We start from the raw sequence: 19,050 nt of genomic DNA on the forward strand, positions 1-19,050 counted from the left end.
GACTGGGCCGGACGCTTGTGGCCTGTACCTGGAAATTAGGTTCGTAAAATATGGCAGAATGCAAACTGCCGCATTCGGCAAAGCGAACTTATCATATCCAAGAAACGTCATCAGCTTAAGGCCCAGATCGCAAATGAAACGAACCGCGTTCTTCATCTCCGATGGCACCGGTATCACTGCCGAAACCCTGGGTCAGAGCTTGCTCGCTCAATTCGAGAGCATTCCATTCAATAAATTCACCCGTCCCTACATCGACTCGCCGGACAAGGCGCGGACCATGGTGCAGCAGATCAACGCTGCCGCCGAGCGCGACGGCATGCGACCGATCATCTTCGACACCATCGTCAACCAGGACATCCGCGAGATCCTGGCCACCTCGAACGGGTTCATGATCGACATCTTCTCGACCTTCCTGTCGCCGCTCGAACAGGAACTGACCGCCCATTCTTCCTATTCGGTGGGGAAATCCCACTCGATCGGTGGCAATTCCAATTACATGGAGCGCATCGAGGCGGTGAACTTCGCGCTGGACAACGACGACGGCGCGCGTACCCACTACTACGACAAGGCCGACCTGATCCTGGTTGGCGTGTCGCGGTGCGGCAAGACCCCGACCTGCCTGTACATGGCGATGCAGTTCGGCATCCGTGCGGCCAACTACCCGTTGACCGAGGACGACATGGAGCGTCTGCAATTGCCGGCGGTGCTGAAGAAGTACCAGCACAAGCTGTTCGGCCTGACCATCGACCCCGACCGCCTGACCGCCATCCGCCACGAACGCAAGCCCAACAGCCGCTATTCGAGCTTTGCCCAGTGCGAATTCGAAGTGCGCGAGGTCGAGAACCTGTTCCGCCGCGAAAACATCCCCAACATCAACTCCACGCATTTTTCCGTGGAAGAGATTTCAGCGAAGATCCTGGTCGAGAAAGGCGTGGAACGCAGGTTCAAGTAGCAGCGGCAAGCTGCAAGCTGCAAGCAAAACCCACAGGGTCAGCTTGCAGCGTGCAGCTAGCCATCGGCAGCTAGCTGCCAATGGCTCAGGAAGGCACGACCGCCGCCTGCCCACTCATCGCCAGGTCGACCAGCTCGCGGTTGGCCACTGCGTACATCGCGTAGTCATTGCCCGTGGCGTTGCGCAGGTCATCGAGCATGGCGCGCCAGCGCTCGACCATCACCCGGTGCTGCTCGGCCCACAAGGCCACGCGCGCGTCCATGTCCTGCGGGGCGTCGGCCATCTGCAGGACAGAGATGGTGATGGCACGCTGCTGCAAGTCGATGTCGTCGCGGAACGCCTCACGGGCCAGGGCCTGCCAGTTGTTCTCCACCGGCAGGTTGCTGATCTCCTGCAGATACCAGGTCAGGTCCAGGGCGCTGCCAACGGCGAAGAACGCCTTGGCCACCTGCGTCGGGTCATGGCCGGTGACATCCGAGGCTTCGATGATCGGCAGCAGCGTGTACAGGTGGGTAGTGCCGGCCACCATGCGCGCCAGCAACTCAGGCACACCGGCATCGACGAAGCTCTGATAGCGCACCATCCAGCGCTCGCGAGTCGGGCCTTCGAGCAGCTCGTCGAGCTTCAGGCCCAACTGCGCGATCTTCGGCCCAAAGTGCGCGCTGTCGCGACCGGCATCCTGCTCGTTGCGGCGGCTGCGCAGGAACCAGCGGGTGGCGCGGCGGCCCAGGCGCATCAGCTCGTCCATCAGGGTCAGCTGAATTTCTGCGGGCACCTGATAGTCCAGGGCCTCGATCTGGCGGAACCAGTGCGGCAAATGGAAGATGTCGCGCACGATCACATAGGCCCCGGCGACATTGGCCGGGCTCATGCCCGTGGACTCCTTGAGCCGCTGCACGAAGGTGATGCCCATGTTGTTGACCAGGTCGTTGGCGATCTGGGTGCTGACGATCTCACGCTTGAGGCGGTGGCGACGCATGGCCTCGGCGAACTTGCTGACCAGTGACGGCGGGAACGCGGTTTCCATGTCGCGGGTCAGGTAGTCGTCGTCCGGTACCTGCGACTTGAGCAACTGTTCCTTGAGGTCGATCTTGCTGTAGGAGATCAGTACCGACAGCTCGGCACGGGTCAGGCCATGGCCTGCCGCCAGGCGCTCGGCCAACTGCTCTTCCGAAGGCAGGAACTCGATGGCGCGGTCGAGCTTGCCTCGGCCTTCGAGGTCAGCCATAAGGCGCTTGTATTCGGCGATGCGTTCGCGGGCACGGCGGTGCGCCAGCGACAGCGCCTGGGTCTGCTTGTAGTTGTTGCCCAGCACCAGGGCGCCGACTTCGTCGGTCATGCTGCCCAGCAGCTGGTTGCGCTGCTTCTCGGTCATGTCACCACCCTGCACCACTTCGTTGAGCAGGATCTTGATGTTGACCTCGTGGTCGGAGCAGTCCACGCCACCGGCGTTGTCGATGAAGTCGGTGTTGGTGGCGCCGCCATTGAGGCCGAACTCGACGCGGCCGAGCTGGGTCATCCCGAGGTTGCCGCCCTCGCCCACCACTTTGCACCGCAGCTCATTGCCATTGACGCGCAACGCGTCGTTGGCCTTGTCGCCGACATCGGCGTGGCTTTCGCTGCTGGCCTTGACATAGGTGCCGATGCCGCCGTTCCAGAGCAGGTCGACCGGGGCCTTGAGCAGTGCGTGCAGCAGTTCGGTCGGGGTCAGCCGATCGGCTTCGATGGCGAAGCGCTGCTTCATCTGCGGGCTGATGGCAATGCTCTTGGCGCTGCGCGGGAAAATACCCCCGCCCTCGGACATGATGCTGCTGTCGTAGTCGGTCCAGGCCGAGCGCGGCAGATCGAACAGGCGCTTGCGTTCGGCGAAGCTGGTGGCCGGATCCGGATTAGGGTCGATGAAGATGTGCAGGTGGTTGAAGGCCGCCACCAGTTGCAACTTGTCGGACATCAGCAAGCCGTTGCCGAACACGTCACCGGCCATGTCGCCGACGCCGATCACGGTGATCGGGTCTCGTTGCACGTTGATGCCGCGCTCGCGGAAATGGCGCTGCACGCCAACCCAGGCACCGCGGGCCGTGATGCCCATCTTCTTGTGGTCGTAACCGGCCGAACCGCCGGAAGCGAAGGCATCACCGAGCCAGAAGCCGTAGTCGATGGCGATGCCGTTGGCGATGTCGGAGAAGGTCGCAGTGCCTTTGTCGGCGGCGACCACCAGGTACGGATCGTCATCGTCATGCCGCACCACGTTGGCCGGCGGCACCACGCCGCCTTCCTTGAGGTTGTCGGTGATGTCGAGCAAGCCGGAGATGAAGATGCGGTAGCACGCCACGCCTTCGGCGGCGATTTCGTCGCGGCTGCCGCCCAGTGGCAGGCGGCGTGGCAGGAAGCCGCCTTTGGCACCGACCGGCACGATCACCGAGTTCTTCACCTGCTGGGCCTTGACCAGACCCAGCACTTCGGTGCGGTAGTCCTCTTCACGGTCCGACCAGCGCAAACCACCACGGGCAACATTGCCGAAGCGCAGGTGCACGCCCTCGACCCGTGGCGAGTAGACGAAGATCTCGAACTTGGGCACCGGCTTGGGCAGCTCCGGGATCAACCGCGGGTTGAACTTGAAGCTGAAGTACGACTTGCTCTGGCCGTTGGCGTCAGGCTGGTAGAAGTTGGTGCGCAAGGTGGCCTTGATCAGGTCCAGGTAGCGGCGCAGGATGCGGTCTTCGTTGAGCACCTGGACCTCGTCCAGGGCATTGAGGATCGCCTGCTCCAGACGCTGCTGCTTGTCGTCCAGGTCGTCGTTGGTCAGTTTGCGCGCCAGGTAGAAACGGGTCTTGAACAGCCGCGTCAACTCGCGAGCGATATCGGTGTGATTGTTCAGGGTACTGGCGATGTAGCCCAGGTCGAAGCCCAGGCGGATCTGCTTGAGGTAGCGCGCATAGGCGCGCAGCAGCGCCACATCGCGCCACGGCAGGCCGGCAGTGAGCACCAGGCGGTTGAACGCGTCGTTCTCGGCGTCGCCCTGGACGATATGGATGAAGGCATCTTGCAGGGTGTCGTTGAGCTGCTGGATATCCAGGTCCAGGCCTTCGCTGTAGGTAAAGGCGAAGTCATGGATCCAGTACTCGCGACCATTGGCGTGGCGCAGCCGGTAGGGGAATTCGCCAAGCACGCGCAAGCCCAGGTTTTCCAGGATCGGCAGCACGTCCGACAAGGCGAGCGGCGTGTCGGCATGGTACAGCTTGCAGTGCAGCAGGCGCTCACCCAGGCGGGTCAGCGGCTGGTAGAAGCTCATCGCCAGTGGTTTGCTGTCGGACAGTGCAACCACGTGCTGCAGGTCGACCACGGCCGAATGCGCCGGGAAGCGCTCGCGGTAACCGGCCGGGAAGCCTTTGGGGAAACCAGCGAGGATGTTGGTGCCCTGGGCCTCGCCAAAGTTCTCGACGACCAGCGCCGAGTAGTCGTCCTGCCAGGAACGGCAGGCCTGGATGACTTCTTTTTCCAGCTGCTGAGGGTCGATGTCGATACGGTTTTTCGGGTCGACCCGCAGAATCAGCTGCACGCGCGCCAACACCGACTCGGAGAAGAATGTCCAGAACTCGCAATCGCTGGCTTTCAGGCGCTCCATCAGCACCTGCTGGATCTTCTGCCGCACCTCGGTGGAGTAGATCTCGCGCGGCACGTAGGCCAGGCAGTAGCAGAAGCGCCCGTAGGGATCCTTGCGCAGGAAGACGCGAATCTTGTTGCGTTCCTGAATCTGCACAATGGCCATGACCGTGGTGTACAGCTCATCGACCGGGGTCTGGAACAGGTCGTCGCGCGGCAGCACTTCAAGCACCTGGGCCAGCTCCTTGCCCAGGTGCGCCTTGGCGTCGAACCCGGAGCGGCGCTCGACCTCGGCGACCTTGACGCGGATGTAGGGGATGGCGTGCACGCTTTCGCCGTACACCGTGGAGGTGTACAGGCCCATGAAGCGATGTTCCTTGATGACCTTGCCGGCGCTGTCGAGCTGGCGGATCGACACGTAGTCCGGATAGCCCGGACGATGCACGCGGCTGGGCAGTGCGGCCTTGGCGAACGACAACAGCAACGGCTCGTTGAGGTAGGCCACGGCGTAGTCTTCGATACGCAGTTCTTCGGCCGTCAGGCCTGCGCGCAGGCGCCGTGGCAGGCCCAGGAAGGACTGTTCGTCATACACCATCTGGCCGCCGGCGCTGTCGGCCTGGACGGTGAATTCTTCATAGCCGAGGAAGGTGAAGTGGTTGTCCAGCAGCCACTCGAGGAACGCCTTGACCTCGCCCTTCTCATGCTGGGCCGGGCCGTAGGCGGTGTCTTCCACCAGCGCGACGACTTCACGCAGCTTGGCCTTCATCGGTTCGAAATCGGCGACTGCCACGCGCACTTCGGCCAGCACCTGCTCGATCTCGCGGGCCAACACGTTCAGCTCGGCGGCATTGGCGGTGCGGTCGATTTCCAGGTACATCAGCGATTCATGGGCAACACCCTCGCCCTGGCTGCCCTTGGGCAGCAGCTCGAGCAATTGGCCATCGGCGCCACGGCGCACGCTCAGCACCGTGGTCTGCAGGGTGTGAATGCTGTAGCCGCGACGGTTCAGCTCGGTGCGTACGGAGTCGACCAGAAACGGCAGGTCGTGGTGCAGCACTTCGACCACGCTGTGGGTCGACTGCCAGCCGTTGCGTTCGTAGTCGGGGTTGTAGACCCGGACCTGCGGGTGCTCGGGGTCGAAGCGCTCGACGATGCGCCAGGCCGACAGGGTGCAACCGGCCAGGTCAGAGAGCCTGCGCTGCGTGAGTTCGTCCAGAGGGATGATGCCGAAGAACTGCTCGGCGAACAGTGCCACTTGTGGCAGGGACTGTTCGCTGATGTGCTGGGCCAGGACCGCTTGCAGTTGATGCTGGAAGTCGGCTTTGCTGGCTGCGGTGAAGAACGCCATCTGTGGTACTCCGCTTGGGCTTTGTAATAGTTGAAGCGTCGCGCGCGTGCGCCATGGTCACGGGTCAACGATAGCCAAGCCGTGCCAGGGCGAACGGTGAAAAACCAGACGTTGAGCGTGCCAGGCACGTTCAGGGCTCGCCGAAGCTTAACGACTGAGCGGTCATTACCGCTTGCGAGGCTGCGACAATTTCGGTCAAGGGCTGGCAACTTTACGTTTATGGATGCCCGCAAGGCTGTCAGAATTCCCTCCCATCACAGAAAACCCGAGTCGTAGCCATGCAAATCCACACCGCCGTGCTGTTCGCCACCCCTTGCGATGATGAGGAAGACAACATGGCGACGCTGTGCTGCCACAGCGACAAGGGGCAGATGTTCCTGCTCACCCGCTACCCCGACGAGGACACCGTGGACCTGACCCTGGACGATGAGCCCTCGACGCTGGACGGCTTGAAAGCGACCTTGAGCGCCCAGCGGCTGCTGATCGAGGTGGCGGCCGGTGATCGCGATGCGCTCAAGGGTGATGAAACCCTGGAGATCCTCCTCACCTCGGCGGCGACCGACCTTGAGGAGGTAGCGCTGACCTTGCGCAACATTCTCGACGGCACCGGCACGTTCGTCAGCGAGCTGTAAGCACGCTCGACCGCCGGCAGGCAACCCGGCAAAGGTCACGCGCAGATTTCGACGCGGCATCGCGGATAGATTAAAGTAGGCTCCCCTGCCAGGCTGCCCGCACCCTGGCGCAGACCCAGGAACCGTCGCCGATGGAACACCGTGAAGCGCTCAATGCGCTACGCACCTTTCTTTCCTCCCAGATCCTAGGCCAGGAGAAACTGGTCGAGCGGCTGCTGATCGTGCTCCTGGCGGACGGCCACATGTTGGTCGAGGGCGCGCCGGGATTGGCCAAGACCAAGGCCATCAAAGAGCTGGCAGAAGGCATCGAGGCGCAGTTTCACCGCATCCAGTTCACCCCCGACCTGCTCCCAGCCGACATCACCGGTACCGAGATCTACCGTCCGGAAACCGGCAGCTTCGTGTTCCAGCAGGGGCCGATCTTTCACAACCTGGTTCTGGCCGACGAGATCAACCGGGCGCCGGCGAAGGTGCAGTCCGCGCTGCTCGAGGCCATGGCCGAACGTCAGGTCAGTGTCGGGCGCAGCACCTACGACCTGTCGCCGCTGTTCCTGGTGATGGCGACGCAGAACCCCATCGAGCAGGAAGGCACCTACCCACTGCCCGAGGCACAACTGGACCGCTTCCTGATGCATGTGAAGATGGGCTTTCCCGACGCGGCCGTGGAGCGACGCATCCTCGCCCAGGCCCGTGGCGAAGCCCTGGGTGGCGAGGTCAAGCCCGAGCGCCGTGTCAGCCAGCAGGCGATCTTCGCTGCGCGCAAGGAAATCCTTGGCCTGTACATGGCCGACGCGGTGGAGGAATACCTGGTGCAACTGGTCATGGCCACGCGCACGCCGGCCAAGTTCGATGCCGAGTTGGCCGACTGGATCGCCTACGGCGCCAGCCCACGCGGTTCGATCGCCCTGGATCGCTGCGCGCGCGCCCACGCCTGGCTGGCCGGGCGCGACTTCGTCAGCCCCGAGGACATCCAGGCGGTGCTGTTCGACGTACTGCGCCACCGCATCATCCTGTCGTTCGAAGCCGAAGCAGCAGGCGTCGACCAGGACCGCGTGGTCCAGCGCATCCTCGACGTCGTTGCCGTCGCCTGAGCCATGCCCACTCGCCCGCAGGCCGAACCCGGCATCCGCATCGGCCTGGCCGAGCTGATCGACATGCGCCACCGCGTGCGCGAGATCCAGCTGTTTTCACGGCCCGGCCAGCGCAGCCCGCTGGTGGGCCTGCACCACTCCAAGCTGCGTGGGCGCGGCGTGGACTTCGACCAGGTGCGGGTTTACCAAGCTGGCGACGATGTGCGCAACATCGACTGGCGGGTCACCGCGCGCACCCAGGAACCGCACACCAAGTTGTTCCATGAAGAGCGCGAGCGGCCGATCTTCATCCTTGTCGAGCAGAGCCAGCGCCTGTTCTTCGGCTCCGGCCAGGTATTCAAGTCGGTGCTGGTCGCCCAGGCGGCCGCGTTGTTCGGCTGGGCCGCGCTGGGCCACAACGACCGGATCGGCGGCTTGGTGTTTGGCGACAACGAACACCACGAGATCAAGCCACGGCGCAGCAAGCAAAGTTTGCTGCAGCTGCTCAACCGTCTGGCCAAGGTCAATCAGGCCTTGCACACCGAAGCCACGCCTCAGGCCGACAGCCTCGGCCTGGCCCTGCGCCGGGCGCGCGAGGTGCTGCGCCCCGGCAGCCTGGCCATCGTCATTTGTGACGAGCGTTCCTTGAGTGCCCAGGCCGAACAGCACTTGGCCATGCTTTCGCGCCATTGCGACCTGCTGCTGATGCCGGTGTCCGACCCCCTCGACCATGCGCTGCCCGCGGCCGGCCTGCTGCGTTTCGCCCAGCGCGGTGCACAGCTGGAGCTCGATACCCTCGATGCCAGTCTGCGCCAGGCCTACCGGCAACAGGCCGAAGCGCGCGTCGAGCGCTGGGAGCTGATGGCGCAGAAGCTGCGGGTACTGCTGATGCCGCTGAGCACCCAGAGCGAGATGCTCGAACAGCTGCGCGAATACCTCAACGCCCAGCGCCCGGGAAATGCCCAATGAACCCGTTGGACCAACTGCAACCCCTGATCGAGCCAGCGCCGATCGGCCTCTGGCCGCCGGCACCGGGCTGGTGGTTGCTGCTGGCGCTGTTGCCGGTGCTGGGCTGGGGGCTGTGGCGGCTGCGGCGCTGGCGCCCTGGCAAGCGCCCAGTGGTGCGCAGCGAGTTGCCGCTCGACCCGGTGCGCGCCGAAGCCTTGGCCGAGCTTGCCCGCCTGCCCCGCCCCTTCGACGGGGCGCCGGCCGGCGCTTGGCTGCAACAGATCAATGCATTGCTCAAGCGCCTGTGCCGTAATCATTACCCCGGCGCCAACAGCCATACGCTCAACGGTCGGCAGTGGCTGGCGTTTCTCGACAACCGCTGCCCCGCCGCTGGCCTGACTCGCTGGATGGTACTGGTCGAGGGCGCCTACAAGCCCGAGTGCAAGCTGGACGACAAGGCCATCGCCGGGCTCAGCCAGGCGGTGGAAACCTGGATTCGCAAACATGTTTGAATTGGCCTGGCCATGGATCTTCGTGCTGCTTCCCCTGCCCTGGCTGGCACGCCTGCTGCTGCCCGCTGCCGACAGTGGCGAGCCGGTGCTCAAGGTGGGCTTTCTCGACGAGCTCGAAGGCCTGGCCGGGCGCCGTGCCCGCCTGAACTTGCCGACTTTGCGCCAACAGGCGCCGTACGTGCTGATCTGGCTGCTATTGCTGGTGGCTGCAGCGCGCCCGCAGTGGCTGGGCGAGCCGGTGCCGGTGGCCGCCAGCGGCCGCGACCTGATGGTGGCGGTGGATGTCTCAGGCTCGATGGACTTTCCCGACATGCAGTGGCATGACGAGGACATCAGCCGCCTGGACCTGGTCAAGGCGCTGCTGGGCGATTTTCTGCAAGAGCGCAAAGGCGACCGGGTCGGCCTGATCCTGTTCGGCAGCCAGGCGTACCTGCAAGCCCCGCTGACCTTTGACCGGCGTACCGTGCGCACCTTCCTCGATCAGGCGCAGATCGGCATCGCTGGCAAGAACACGGCGATCGGCGACGCCATCGGCCTGGCGGTCAAACGCCTGCGCGAACGGCCGGCGCAAAGCCGGGTGCTGGTGTTGATCACCGACGGCGCCAACAACGGCGGGCAGATTCACCCGCTGACCGCTGCCCGCCTGGCGGCCCAGGAAGGCGTGCGCATCTACACCATCGGCATCGGCGCCAACCCCGAAGCCAGCGGCACCCCGGGCTTGCTTGGGCTGAACCCGAGCCTGGACCTGGACGAAGCCTCGCTCAAGGAGATCGCCGACATCACCCAGGGCGCTTACTTCCGGGCCCACGACGGCGCCGAACTGGATGCGATCGGCAACACCCTCGATCGCCTCGAGCCGGTCGCCCAGCAGCCGACCCAGGCGCGCACGGCCAAGGCACTGTACGCCTGGCCGCTGGCCCTGGCCCTGCTGCTCAGTGTGCTGCTGGTGGCGGCGGTGCAGTGGCCGGACAACCTGCTGCTCAAGGCCATGCGCAAGCCCCGCTTCCTGCAACCCCATCCAGAATGGCGGCAGCGTCTCAAACGCCTGCGCCTGCGGAGGCGGCGATGATCGACCTGTGGCCGCAATGGTTGCGCCCGCTGTGGCTGCTGGCTGTGCCGCTGCTGGGCTGGCTGCTGTTCAAGCTCTGGCACCGCCGCAAACGCGCCGGGCGCTGGCAGGTGATTCTGCCGGTGGCGTTCCACCCGGTGCTGCTGGGCGGTGGTAGCGGCAACCAGAACAAACTGCCGTGGGTCGCCCTGGGGCTGGCCTGGCTGCTGATCGTGCTGGCGCTGCTCGGACCCAGCTGGCAGCGCCTGGAAGAAACCCGCCAGCGCCCGGCTGACCCGCTGGTGATTCTGCTGGAGTTGACCCCGCAGATGCTCGCCGAGGACGTCGCCCCCAATCGCCTGCAACAGGCCCGGCGCAAGATCCTCGACCTGCTCGAACACCGCCGCGATAGCCAGACTGCGCTGATCGTCTACGCCGGCAGCGCACATACGGTGGTGCCGCTGTCCGATGACCTGGGCACCACGCGCAACCTGCTGGAGTCGATCGACCCATCGATCATGCCCAAGGCAGGCCAACGCGCCGATCTGGCGGTGCAGAAGGGCCTGGCGCTGCTGGCCCAGAGTGGCCTGGGCCAGGGCCGCTTGCTGCTGGTCGCCTCGGCGCTCAGCGCAGGCGAGCGGCAGGGCATCAGCCAGGCCCTGGGGCGCCATGGACCGAGCCTATTGATGCTGGGCATCGGCACCCGTGATGGCGCTCCGGTGCGCCAGGCCAGTGGTGAATACCTCAAGGATGATCAAGGTGACATCCTCGTGCCCCGCCTCGACGGCGCTGGGCTCAAAGCCTTCGTCAATGCCACCGGCGGTCGTTACCGCCATGCCCGCCTCGATGACCTCGACCTGCGCGGCCTGGGCCTGTTCGATAACCCGCGCCAATTGCGCGACGCCGGGCAGACCCTGCAACTGGACAGCTGGGCCGACCAAGGCTATTGGCTGCTGTTGCCGCTGCTGCTGCTGGCGGCCTGTGCCGGACGTCGCGGCTGGCTGTTCTGCCTGCCATTGCTGCTGGCCCTGCCGCAGCCAAGCCAGGCCTTTGAACTCGCAGACCTGTGGCTACGCCCCGATCAGCAAGGCCAGCGCCTGCTGTCGCAACAGCAACCGGCCCGGGCAGCCGAGCGCTTTCACGATCCGCAATGGCGTGGTGTGGCGCTGTACCAGGCCGGTGACTATGCGGGAGCCGCCGAGGCGTTCGCGCAGACCGACAGCGCCGCCGCGCACTACAATCGGGGCAATGCCCTGGCCCGCAGCGGTGAACTGGAAGCGGCGCTGGATGCCTATGAGCAGGCGCTGGAGCGCCAACCCGATCTACAACCGGCGTTGGCCAACCAGGCCTTGGTCGAGCAACTGCTGCTGCAGCGTCAGGGCGAGGCACAAGAGCAACCGGCCAACGGCGACGCCCAAGGTTCGCCCGGCAATGACACCGATGGCAACAGCAGCTCGGCCAGCAGTGCCGCGCCTGGCAGTCCAGGCGAGCAAAGCGCGGCCAATGCCGAACAGGCTGGCGACGGCAATGGCAAGAGCCAGGGCGCGCCGGGTAACCAGGCCGGCGACGATGACAGCCTCACCCAGCCGCCGCAGCGCCCGGCCTCGACCAGCCTCGACGCCGAACAGCGCCAGGCGCTGGAACAATGGTTGCGCGAGATCCCAGACAACCCGGCGCAGTTGCTGCGGCGCAAATTCTGGTATGAACAGCAATTGCAACAGGGAACCCCACCATGAGTCGCCTCGTCGTCTTTCTCTTGAGCCTGCTATGGACCTTGATGGCCCAGGCGCTCCCGACCCTGCAGGCCAGCGTCGACCGCACCCGCGTAGAGGCCGGCGAATCCCTCGAATTGACGCTCGAAAGCCAGGACGTCACGCAGTTCGGCAAGCCCGACCTGAGCGCGCTCGAAGGCGATTTCGAGGTTCGCGGTACACGCCAGCTGAACAGCCTGCACACCCTCGATGGTGAAACCCGTGCCAGCACCCGCTGGATCATCACGCTGCTGCCACGGCGCAGTGGCAGCCTGCGCATCCCCGAGTTGCAGCTGGGGCAATCGCGTAGCCAGGCCATCGACTTGCAGGTGATGCAGGCCGACCCCAGCCGTGCGGACAGCGCCTCGCAAGTCTTCATCGAGGCAACGCTCGATACGCAGGAAGTCTACGTCCAGGCCCAGGCTGTCCTGACCCTGCGTATTTATCACTCGGTGTCGCTGTACGACGACAGCAACCTCAGCCCCCTGCAGCTGGACAACGCCAAGGTCGAACCGCTGGGTGAATCGCGCACCTACGAGAAGGAAATCAACGGGGTGCGCCATGGGGTGATCGAAACCCGCTATGCGCTGTATCCGCAGCAGAGCGGCAGCCTCGATGTGCCGTCGCTGACCTTCACGGCCACCGCCGCCGACACGGCCCAACAACCCGCCGGCAGCTCGCGCGTGGGCCGGCAGGTGCAAGTCCGCTCGCTGCCGCTGCGCCTGACGGTGCGGCCGATTCCGCCAGCGTGGCCGGCCAACGCGCCCTGGCTACCGGCCCGCAGCCTGAGCCTGGAGGAGCACTGGAGCCCCGACCCAGCAAGCCAGCAACCGCAGATCGGCGACTCGTTGACCCGCCGCGTCACGCTGCGCGCCGAGGGCCTGTCGAGCACCCAGTTGCCGCAGTTGCCGGCCACCGAAATCGCCGGCTTGCGGCGCTACCCGGACCAACCGCTGCTGCGCAACGAAATCAGCGAGCGCGGCATGACCGCCAACCGCGAGGAACGCGAAGCGCTGGTGCCGGTGCACAGCGGCGCACTGGCCCTGCCATCGCTGGAAGTGACCTGGTGGAACACCCGGGAGGATCACCTGGAGCACAGCAGCTTGCCAGCGCGCACCCTGAACGTGCAGGACAACCCGGCATTGAGCGCGCAGGCGCCGGTGGGCGACAGCAGCGGCACGCCGTCCCTGCTCTGGCCGTGGCAGCTGGCCACCCTGCTGCTGGCCCTGACCACGCTGCTGGGCTTTGGCCTATGGTGGCGCGCCCGCTCGCAGCCGGCGGTGTTGCGCGCCGCGCACAGCGGGCCGAGCCCGCGCACGCTGCTCGACGACCTCAAGCGCGCCTGCCAGGCCAACGACCCGCAAGCCACACGTCAGGCGCTCGATGCCTGGGCGCGCCAGCAACCGCAGACGCTGGCCGAGATGGCCGCGCGCTTCGTGCCGCTGTCCGATGCACTGGATGGCCTGAACGGGGCGCTGTACAGCGAAAGCGGGCAGTACTGGCAAGGCGAGGACCTGTGGCGAGCAATCGGCACCATTCCGCCCGCCGAGCAGGTCGAGCTGCCGGTCAGTGAGGGCGGCAGCTTGCCGCCGCTCTATCCGAAATGAGCGGCGCAGTGGCTCGCGCCGTTACCCAGCGGCGCCCACAACCCCTCCCTGCCCACTTGCGCTACCATAGCGCCCCACTAAACCGGCTCTTCCAACAGGTTCTCCATGCGTCTGTTTCACACCTCCGACTGGCACCTGGGCCAAAGCCTGCACGGCCAGGAGCGCGACTTCGAACACGCCTGCTTTCTCGACTGGCTGCTGGGCCAGCTACAGCTGCGCCAGCCTGACGCGCTGCTGATCGCGGGTGACATCTTCGACACGGTCAACCCGCCGGTCAAAGCCCAGGAGCGGCTGTACGAGTTCATTGTCCAGGCCCACGAGCAGCAGCCCAAGCTGGACATCGTGATGATCGCCGGCAACCACGATTCCGGCTCGCGCATCGAATTGCCCGCCGCGCTCATGCGCCGCTTGCGGACCCACGCGCTGGGCCGGGTGCATTGGCTGGATGAAGGCCGACTGGATGCCGAGCGCCTGCTGATCCCGCTGACCAATGGTCGCGGCAAGGTCGCCGCCTGGTGCCTGGCCCTGCCGTTCCTGCGGCCGGCGGAAGTCACTGGGCCGCTGCTGGGCGATGATTACCTGCAAGGCATCACCCAGGTGCACCAGCAGCTTATTGGCGCGGCGCTGCAAAAGCGCAAGAAGGACCAGGCACTGATCGCCATCAGCCATGCGCACATGGCTGGCGGTGCGGTGTCCGAGGACTCCGAACGCAGCCTGATCATTGGCAATGCCGAAGCGTTGCCGGCCAAGCTGTTCGACCCAGCCATCAGCTATGTCGCCCTCGGCCATCTGCACAAGCCGCAGCAGGTCAACCGCGAGAGCCGTATCCGCTACAGCGGCTCGCCGATCCCGCTGTCGTTCGCCGAGATCAATTACCCGCATCAGGTGCTGGAGGTGGAGCTGCAAGGCAGTGAACTGCTCAGCGTCGAAGCCCGCCCGGTGCCCCGTGCCGTCGCGCTGCAGCGCCTCGGGCCCGCGCCACTGGGCGAGCTGCTCGAACAACTGGCCGAGCTGCCGGTGGTCGATCTGCTCGAGGACCCCAACCGCCAGCCCTGGCTCGAAGTCCGGGTGCGCCTGGATGAGCCGCAACCAGACCTGCGTCAGCAGATCGAAGCGGCGCTGCAGGGCAAGGCGGTGCGCCTGGTGCGCATCAGCGCCGAGTATGCCGGCGCGGGCCTTGGCGAGCAGGCGCTGGAGTTCGTCGAACTGGCGCAGATGACCCCGCAGGACCTATTCAGCCGAGCCTGGGAGCAGGCTTACGGCAACCCAGTGGATGAACAAACACTGGCCGACTTCGCCTTGTTGCTGCAAGACGTCCAGTTGCAGGAGGAGCAGCCATGAAGATTCTCGCCATCCGCCTGAAGAACCTGGCCTCACTCGCCGGCCCAGTGGACATCGACTTCACTGCCGAACCGCTGGCCAGTGCCGGGCTGTTCGCCATCACCGGCCCCACCGGCGCCGGCAAGAGTACCCTGCTCGATGCCTTGTGCCTGGCCCTGTTCGGCACCGTGCCACGGCTCAACGCCATCGGCCGTGAAGCCAAGGTGCCGGACGCCGAGGGCGACATTCCCACCTCCGATCCACGCAACTTGCTGCGCCGCGGCACTGGCAACGGGTTTGCCGAGGTCGACTTCGTCGGCATCGACGGCCACCGCTACCGCGCGCGTTGGGAAGCCAACCGAGCGCGTGACAAGGCCAGCGGCAAGCTGCAACTGAGCCGTCAGAGCCTGTACGACCTGGACAGTGAACAGCTGCTGGGCAGTGGCAAGCAAGAGTACAAGCAGCTGATCGAAGCGCGCCTGGGCCTGAACTTCGAGCAGTTCACCCGGGCGGTGATGCTCGCCCAGAGCGAGTTCAGCGCGTTTCTCAAGGCCGATGACAAAGACCGCAGCGAATTGCTGGAAAAGCTCACCAACACGGCCATCTATACCCGCCTCGGCCAGCGCGCCTTCAGCAAGAGCCGCGAGGCTGGAGAGGCGCACAGCGCCCTCAAGGAGCGCGCCAGTCATCTGCTGCCGATGCCGCCTGAGGCCCGCGCCGAGCTCGATCAGCGCCTGGAGCAGGCGCAACAGCAATTCAAGGCCGACCAGGCCGGCGAGCGCCAGTTGCAGGCGCAACGCACGTGGCTCGAGCAACGACGCCAATTGCACGCCCAGCTCAGCGAAGCACAAGCAGCCTTGCACGCGGCCGAGCAGCAATGGCAGCAATTGGCCGAACAGCGCACCGACTTGCAGCGCCTGGAACGGCTTGCCCCGCAGCGTCATCAGCTCCATCGCCAGCAGGTGCTCACCGCGCAAATGACGCCCTTGGCCGCGCACATTGCCGAGCAGCAGCGCCTGCTCACCACGCTGCAAGGCCAGAGCCACGAGTCGGAACAGGCGCTGATAACCGCCCGCGCAGCCCTGGCGCAGTGCCAGGCCATGCAGGGCGAAAACGCGCCACGGCTGCGTCAGGCCTTCGCCACGCAGGACACGCTGGCGCGTCTGGAGCAGGAGCTGGCGAGCCAGCGCAGCCGCGTCGAGCAGGCGCAGGCGACACTGGCCGAGGCTCAGCAGCACGTGCAGGGCACCGAACAGCAACAACAGCGCAGCGAACAGCAGCTGTTGCAGATCGACACCGCCCTGGCCGACAGCCAGCACCTGGCGGAACTGGCCAACGCCTGGCAAGCCTATCTGCCGCAGCTCAAACAGGTAATGCTGGTGGGCGGCCGCCTGGCCAAGGGTCGCGAGGAACTGCCGAGCCTGCAAGCGCGCGCCAGCCAGGCCAATGCCCAGTGGCAGGCCCAGCGCGACCAACTCGATGTGCTGTTTCGCGAGGCCAAGGCCGAACCGCAAGCGCTGGCCGAACAGATCGACCTGCTGGGCAGCATGTTGCAGGACAACCGCAAGCAGCATCGCGCCGTCGAAGAGGCTTCGCGCCTGCATGGGCGCGAACTCGAACTGCGCCAGCAGCTCGACGCCCTGCAGCAGCGCCAGCAGCAGGGCATGCAGCAACGTAAGCAACTGATCGCCCAAGGCACCGCGGCCAAGGCCGAGCTCGAGACGGCCGAGCAGGCCCTCAAGCTCACGCGCCAGCTGCTGGAACGCCAGCGCCTGGCGCGCAACACCAGTGTCGAAGAACTGCGCAGCCAGTTGCGCGATGGCGAACCGTGCCCGGTGTGCGGCAGCGCCGAGCACCCGTTTCATCAACCTGAAGCGTTGCTGCAGAGCCTCGGCCGGCACGACCAGGCCGAAGAGCAGGCGGCGCAGCAGCAGGTGCAAACGCTCAACGGCAACTTGGTCGAACTGCGCACCCAATTGGGCGTGGTCAACGCCCAGCTCAAGGATGCCCAGCAGCATCAGCAGCACCTGAGCGAGCAGTTGCAGGCGGCGACCTCGCAATTGCAGGCTCACAGCCTCTGGCCTGCCCTCGCCACGCAGGATGACCAGGGCCGCAACGCCTGGCTCGATAGCCAGCTGCGGCGCCTTGACGAAGAGATCGGCGCGGACGAAAAACGCCAAAGCGCCCTGCTCACCTTGCAAAAAGACGCCGCGCGCCTGGCTCAGCAGCTGCAGGCAGCAGAGCAAGCGCAGCAGCAGGCGCAGCGCCAACTCGAGCAGCAGCATCAAGCCTTGGCCAGCGATCAGCAGCAGCTCGAGCGCGGGCTGGCCGATCTGGCAGAGGTATTGCCGGCCGATGTCCTCGACGCGCTGAGCAACGATCCTACCACCGCGTTTCTGGCCCTCGATCAGCAGATTGCCCAGCGCCTGCAGCAGTTGCAGCAGCGCCGTGACGAAGCCCAGGAGCAACAAGCCCGCCAGCTGCAGTTGGACAAGCTGCGCGATCAACAGCAGGCCCGCGATCAGCAGCTGCAGCAGCTGCAGCAGCAGCTGGCCACACTCGACGGCCAGCGCCAGCACGCCCAGGCGTCGCTTGCCGAGTTGCTGGGCGAGCAGCCCAGCGCAGACGCCTGGCAGCTGCACCTGGACAGCCAGCTCGAGCAGGCCCGCGCCCTGGAGGCCGATACCGCCCAGCGCCTGCAAGCGCTGCAGACCGACGGCGTACAGCTGAGCAGCGAGCTCAAGGCCAACACCCAGCAACTGCAAGCGCTGGGCGCTGAGTGCCAGCAGCTACAGGGCGACATCGAGCGATGGCGTGCAGCGCATCCTGAGCTCGATGACGCCGGGCTCGATCGGCTGCTGGCTATCGATGAGCAGCAGATGGTCACCTTGCGCCAGCACCTGCAGGGCGCCGAAAGAGCCATCGAGCAAGGCCGTGTGCTGCTCGCGGAGCGCGAGCAGCGCGTGCAGCAACATGCGGCCCAGATGAACGTCGAAGCTTCGGTCGAAGACCTCGAACAGGCACTGCTCGCGCTGGGTGAGCGGCTCGCCAGCCAAGAGCAGCACTGCGCCGAACTGCGCGCCCAACAAGCCGATGATCAGCGCCGACAGCAAGCCAGCGAGGAACTGGCGGCGCACATCGAACAGGCCAATCAGCAGTGGCAACGCTGGGCGCGACTGAACGCGCTGATCGGCTCAGCGTCGGGTGATGTATTCCGCAAGATCGCCCAGGGCTATAACCTCGATCTGCTGCTGCACCATGCCAATGCCCAACTGCGCCAGCTGGCCCGCCGCTATCGCCTCAAACGCGGCGGCAGCGCCCTGGGCCTGCTGGTGCTGGATACCGAGATGGGCGATGAGCTGCGTTCGGTGCATTCGCTGTCGGGTGGCGAGACCTTCCTGGTTTCCCTGGCATTGGCCCTGGGCCTGGCGTCGATGGCGTCGAGCACCCTGCGCATCGAGTCGCTGTTCATCGATGAAGGCTTCGGCAGCCTGGACCCGGAGTCGCTGCAGTTGGCCATGGACGCGCTGGACGGCCTGCAGGCCCAAGGCCGCAAGGTCGCGGTGATCTCTCACGTGCAGGAGATGCATGAGCGTATTCCGGTGCAGATCCAGGTGCGCCGTCAAGGCAACGGCCTGAGCGATGTACAGGTGTGTGGATGATCCTCTATTCGTTCCGCCGCTGTCCGTGGGCCATGCGCGCGCGCCTGGCGCTGCGCTACGCCGGCTGTGAGGTCGAGATTCGCGAGGTGGCGATGAAGAACAAGCCGGCGCACTTGCTGGCCCTCTCGCCCAAGGGCACGGTGCCGGTGCTCGACACCGGCACCGAAGTTCTTGAGGAAAGCCTGGATATCATGCGCTGGGCGCTGGCATGCAACGACCCGCAGGACTGGCGCTTGACCGGCGACCCGCAGGCAGCGCAACAGGGTGATGCGCTGATCGCGCGCAACGACAGCACGTTCAAGGCGCAGGTGAACCTCTACAAGTATGCCGAGCGCCACCCCCAGCACAGCCGCGGGTTTTACCGCCAGCAGGCAGAAGCCTGGCTGGCGGAACTGGAGCAGCTGTTGGCGGCGCGCCCCTACCTGCTGGCCGAGCATCCCAGCCTGGCCGACGCAGCGCTGCTGCCGTTGATGCGCCAATTCGCCGGGGTGGAACCGCAGTGGTTCGCCCAGGCCCCCTACCCGCGCTTGCGCGACTGGTTGCAGGCCTGGTTGGCCTCGCCCCTGTTCACCGCGGTGATGGCGAAACCCCAGTGAC

General features: G+C 65.6%; 12 protein-coding genes. 11 read left to right on the forward strand and 1 reads right to left on the reverse strand.

Features of this window, described 5'->3' with window-relative positions; all coding sequences use genetic code 11:
• Nucleotides 1–133: 133 nt before the first annotated feature.
• Nucleotides 134–952, forward strand: coding sequence for a posphoenolpyruvate synthetase regulatory kinase/phosphorylase PpsR (ppsR, locus tag ACLEJW_RS14820; RefSeq protein WP_145181572.1), 819 nt, complete (start codon nt 134–136; stop codon nt 950–952).
• Between the two features lie 85 nt (nt 953–1,037).
• Here ppsR and ACLEJW_RS14825 read toward each other — a convergent pair whose 3' ends face one another.
• Nucleotides 1,038–5,903 (reverse strand): NAD-glutamate dehydrogenase, encoded by a 4,866-nt coding sequence (locus ACLEJW_RS14825; RefSeq protein WP_440777814.1) that lies wholly within the window; start codon nt 5,901–5,903, stop codon nt 1,038–1,040.
• Nucleotides 5,904–6,181: 278 nt separating this feature from the next.
• Here ACLEJW_RS14825 and ACLEJW_RS14830 point away from each other — a divergent pair, with 278 nt between their 5' ends.
• The 10 genes from ACLEJW_RS14830 to ACLEJW_RS14875 all read left to right on the forward strand — a co-directional run bounded on the left by ACLEJW_RS14830 (nt 6,182) and on the right by ACLEJW_RS14875 (nt 19,049).
• Entirely contained in the window at nt 6,182–6,535 is a 354-nt protein-coding gene (locus ACLEJW_RS14830) for a hypothetical protein (protein WP_145181569.1), read from the forward strand.
• 131 nt (nt 6,536–6,666) lie between these two features.
• On the forward strand, nt 6,667–7,626 hold the full coding sequence (locus tag ACLEJW_RS14835) for an AAA family ATPase (protein ID WP_145181567.1): 960 nt from the start codon (nt 6,667–6,669) through the stop codon (nt 7,624–7,626).
• A 3-nt stretch (nt 7,627–7,629) separates the two neighbouring features.
• Nucleotides 7,630–8,574 (forward strand): DUF58 domain-containing protein, encoded by a 945-nt coding sequence (locus ACLEJW_RS14840; protein WP_145181565.1) that lies wholly within the window; start codon nt 7,630–7,632, stop codon nt 8,572–8,574.
• The gene (locus ACLEJW_RS14845) at nt 8,571–9,065 is read left to right on the forward strand and encodes a DUF4381 domain-containing protein (RefSeq protein ID WP_145181563.1); all 495 of its coding nucleotides are present in this window, start codon (nt 8,571–8,573) and stop codon (nt 9,063–9,065) included. The genes ACLEJW_RS14840 and ACLEJW_RS14845 overlap by 4 nt, the downstream gene beginning before the upstream one ends.
• Nucleotides 9,058–10,134 (forward strand): vWA domain-containing protein, encoded by a 1,077-nt coding sequence (locus tag ACLEJW_RS14850; RefSeq protein ID WP_145181561.1) that lies wholly within the window; start codon nt 9,058–9,060, stop codon nt 10,132–10,134. The genes ACLEJW_RS14845 and ACLEJW_RS14850 overlap by 8 nt, the downstream gene beginning before the upstream one ends.
• On the forward strand, nt 10,131–11,849 hold the full coding sequence (locus ACLEJW_RS14855) for a tetratricopeptide repeat protein (RefSeq protein WP_313645852.1): 1,719 nt from the start codon (nt 10,131–10,133) through the stop codon (nt 11,847–11,849). Before ACLEJW_RS14850 ends, ACLEJW_RS14855 begins: the two co-directional genes overlap by 4 nt.
• Nucleotides 11,846–13,471, forward strand: a complete 1,626-nt coding sequence (locus ACLEJW_RS14860) for a BatD family protein (RefSeq protein ID WP_440777815.1) — start codon at nt 11,846–11,848, stop codon at nt 13,469–13,471. The genes ACLEJW_RS14855 and ACLEJW_RS14860 overlap by 4 nt, the downstream gene beginning before the upstream one ends.
• Nucleotides 13,472–13,576: 105 nt before the next feature.
• Entirely contained in the window at nt 13,577–14,812 is a 1,236-nt protein-coding gene (locus tag ACLEJW_RS14865; RefSeq protein ID WP_440777816.1) for an exonuclease SbcCD subunit D C-terminal domain-containing protein, read from the forward strand.
• Nucleotides 14,809–18,453 (forward strand): AAA family ATPase, encoded by a 3,645-nt coding sequence (locus ACLEJW_RS14870; RefSeq protein WP_440777817.1) that lies wholly within the window; start codon nt 14,809–14,811, stop codon nt 18,451–18,453. Before ACLEJW_RS14865 ends, ACLEJW_RS14870 begins: the two co-directional genes overlap by 4 nt.
• On the forward strand, nt 18,450–19,049 hold the full coding sequence (locus ACLEJW_RS14875; protein ID WP_440777818.1) for a glutathione S-transferase: 600 nt from the start codon (nt 18,450–18,452) through the stop codon (nt 19,047–19,049). The genes ACLEJW_RS14870 and ACLEJW_RS14875 overlap by 4 nt, the downstream gene beginning before the upstream one ends.
• Nucleotide 19,050 lies beyond the last annotated feature (1 nt).

Source organism: Pseudomonas sp. SMSB3, assembly GCF_052041965.1.
GTDB lineage: Bacteria > Pseudomonadota > Gammaproteobacteria > Pseudomonadales > Pseudomonadaceae > Aquipseudomonas.